This window comes from Hymenobacter algoricola, assembly GCF_039539525.1.
GTDB lineage: Bacteria > Bacteroidota > Bacteroidia > Cytophagales > Hymenobacteraceae > Hymenobacter > Hymenobacter algoricola.
Genome location: NZ_BAABDH010000072.1, coordinates 1 through 3346 on the forward strand (window position 1 = coordinate 1; position 3346 = coordinate 3346).

The 3346-nt window shown below is 65.3% G+C and carries 2 protein-coding genes; both read right to left on the bottom strand.

Going from position 1 to position 3346, the window contains the following annotated elements; genetic code table 11:
• Positions 1-100: 100 nt before the first annotated feature.
• Positions 101-2212 carry a ComEA family DNA-binding protein gene (locus tag ABD842_RS13930; RefSeq protein WP_345115029.1) on the bottom strand — a complete coding sequence of 704 codons (2112 nt, stop codon included), beginning with the start codon at positions 2210-2212 and terminating at the stop codon, positions 101-103.
• Positions 2209-3027, bottom strand: a complete 819-nt coding sequence (locus ABD842_RS13935) for a hypothetical protein (RefSeq protein ID WP_345115032.1) — start codon at positions 3025-3027, stop codon at positions 2209-2211. Before ABD842_RS13935 ends, ABD842_RS13930 begins: the two co-directional genes overlap by 4 nt.
• Between the last annotated feature and the right edge of the window lie 319 nt (positions 3028-3346).

Sequence of the window (3346 nt, forward strand, 5' to 3'; positions counted from 1 at the left end):
GTTCCGACGCGTGGCCACGCGCTACGATAAGCTCGCCGATTCCTACGCCGCGTTTATCCAACTACGCGCCATCACCCTCTGGCTAAATTGAGAACACGCCCTAGAACTTATAGCGCGCCTGCACCTTCACCTCGCCCCGGCGCGGACCCTGGATTTCCTCCAGGCCGGAGCCGATGGTCTGCTGGTGGCGGTAGTGGGTTTCGGCGTAGCGCAGCCACAGGGTCAGGTGGCGGGTGCACTTCACTTCGGCAATGCCGTACAGGCGCGTGCCCCGGCCATAGAGGGCCGGGATGGAGAAGGCGTAGAGGACGTCCTGCTCAAAAACGTACTGCCGGGTGTCGTAGTCGTCGGTGTCGAACAGCGCGTAGCGGCCGCTGAGCCGCAGGTGGCGTCCCACCACCACCGAAGCATCCTGGGCCAGCACGTAGCCGGTACGCAGCGGGCCCCCATCTTCGCGGTAGCGCGTGCCCTGCACCCGGGTGCGCAAACTCAGGCCCAGCGTGGGGCTGGTATCGTAGAAGAGCAGCATGCTGTGGCGCGCGACGGGCACGGGTACCCCTACCCGGCGGCCCACGGGGTTGCGGGCGTCGTACTCTTTCACCCGGGTGCGAAACTGGGCGTACAGCAGGCTGGTTTTGGACGGCGTAAACGCCAGCCGCACCAGCCAGTCGTAGCCCAGCGAGGGGGCCGACACCTGGTATTTCAGCCACGGAAACCAGAACTGGTCGTAGTAGGCCGATACTTCCCAGCGCGCCAGCGGCCGCACCTTCAGCCCCGCGTACAGGCCGCTCTCGTTGATGTTGCGGGTGTTTTCGCTCAGGGCGTTGCCGTAGAGGGTGTGAAAATCCCGGTCGTAGTGCCGGTACAGCAGGGCCGCGTCGACGTTGGTAGCCAGGCTGGCCAGCACGCCGTTGACCGAGCCCAAGCCGCCGCCGGTAGAGCGGGCCGTTTCGCCAAACAGCAGGAAGTTGCGCACCACGTAGCTGTAGTGCGCCCCCACGGCCAGGTTTTCCCGGCCCAGAAACTCGTACCGGTTATACAGCTCCGGCTGCCGCTGCACGGGCTTGTCGAAGCTGGTATTGACGCCGGTGAGGCCCAGGCTGAGGTGGCCGCTGCGGCTGGTGTAGGTGACGTTGCCGCCCCCAATCGTCTCGCGCAGGGCCTGCCGGTCCGCCAGCTCGTTGGCCGTGCGGTGGAAGCCGGTCAGCAGAAAGCCGGAGGAAAACTCATCGAACCGGGCCAGCGAATCCGTGGCGGCCTGCACGTTGGCATCGATCCGCTTGCGCGACAGGAAGGCCGTGGCCCGGATGGTGGGCGCCAGGGCCACGGTGGCCGCCGCGCCCCGGAAAAACGTGCTTTCCAGCAACGACGAATACGCCCGCACGCCCAGGCTGCTGCGGCGGATGGTGGTAATGGTTTCGGCGCCCTTGCCCACCTGCAGCCCCGACGAGAGCAGCAGGCCCTGCCCAAACTGGAGCTGGTAGTCGCCCAGGGCCAGGGTTTTGAGCTTGCCGCGCTCCTGCAGCAGCATGTGGGCCGAGTAAAAGTCGGCGCCGTAGCGGCGGGAGCTCGGGCTCCAGACCAGCGGCTCGCCGGCATCTTTCTCGGCCGTCAGGCCGAAGCTGAAGTCGCGGGCGTGGCTGACGCGGTAGCGCACCATCAGCTTGTCGGGCGAGCCAAGGTAGCGGCTGGGGAGCCGGCCGCCGCTGCTGTCGGCGGCCGAGTAGCCCTTGCGGCCCTGCAGCACCCGCTCGTAGCGCACAAACAGGGCGTTGTTGTCTTCCCGGGCCATGCGCTGCCACAGCGGGGCGCGGCTGCCGCTGGCATTGGGCTGCACCGCAGCGAAGGGCGACACGCGGTAGATGGTGCGCAGATCGAAGCCCTGAATGCTTTGCAGCTCGTAGAGGCTGAGCAGGCCGCCGTGCCGCTGCCGGTGCTCCAGCAGGCTGGAAATCTGGGCTTCGGAAAACAGCAGCAGCCCGCGCAGCTCTTCCCGGCTGGCCGTGTTCAGGTTGAGGGGCGTCTGGTAGTATTGCAGCAGCGTTTCGTAGAGGTCCTCGTAGGGTACCTGGTCGCTTTGGATTTCGGCGAAGAGCTCCTGCACCAGCCGGTCGAGGTCGGCGGCGGGGCGCACGTATTCCTGGGCCCGGGCGCGGGGGGCGGCCAGCAGCCACAGCAGCGGCAAAGCCAACAGATACGACCGGCGCTTCATGGGGCTTTGCGGGGTTGCAGGCTCACGCTCAGGTGCTGGCTCAGCCCCAGCCGCGACTGCCAGGCCGCCGCGTAGTCGACCCGGAGCTGGCCGGCCCGCAGCCCGATGCCACCGGTCGTTTGCTGGGTCAGGGACGAAAAGCCGGCCCGCACGGCCAGCGCTTCCACGGCCTGGTATTCCAGGCCGCCCTTGAAGTCGGCCGACTGGTCTATGGCCTTCTCGGTTTCCACGTTGAGCAGCACCTTGGTGGCGGGCTGGTACGAAAACCCGGCCTTGAGTACCGTGGGCACCCGCTCATCGTCATACTTAGCCAGCCTGGCCTGGTTCAGGTTGTAGAGGTAGGCCCCAAAATACAGCCGCTTGGGCACTACCTCGGCCTGTCCGCCCACCGAAGCCATCATGGAACGCCGGCTGCCCAGCCCCTCAATGCTCACCTGCAGCATATCGACCCGCGCGCCGATGCTGAACAGCCCGCCGCGGTAGCCGTAGCCCAGGCCGATGCGCTGCTCCGAGTACAGCTTGTCGCCGAAGCGCTGCACCTCTACTCCGGCCACGCCGTTGCGGGCTTTGCCGTCGCGCAGGCCGCCCAGCGGCGCGGCGGCGGTGAGCACGGCGGTGTTCAGAGCCCGGCTGAGGTAGCGGTTCTCGGCATATACGCCCACGAAAGCCTCGGTAAGCTGGCCCAGCCCGGCCACGTTGTTGCCCATTGCCCAGCCGTCGGGCAGCGCTACCGACGCATTGCCCAGCGCCGCCGCCCGGGCCCCGCGGATGCCGGGCCCATTGCCCTGCGCCCCAGCCGAATAAGCAAGAATCACTAAAGTACCCGCGAGAAAGTAGCGTTTTAACATAAGCACCCAAATAGAAGTTTGAGCCGGATAGCACAGACACAATGCTACACTTTTCCCGGCAATAAAATACAATATTTTCACCTTTATATCATTTATTCATTTTCCTGCGTATTCGCCGCGCCGGAGCCCAAAAAAGCCCCTTCGCAGGGGGCGAAGGGGCTTGCTCTACTTAGAATAGGTTCGGGTGTAATTCAAAACTACGCGGTTGATTTTTTAAACAGGTCGGTAAGCAAGTGCATTTGTGGACTTTTCAGGGCCGAGCGTAAGCGTACGAGGCGGTCGAGCC

What these genes read in the sequence shown, in the direction of transcription:
- ABD842_RS13930 (WP_345115029.1), bottom strand. Translation starts at nt 2,212, where the DNA reads ATGAAGCGCCGGTCGTATCTGTTGGCTTTGCCGCTGCTGTGGCTGCTG.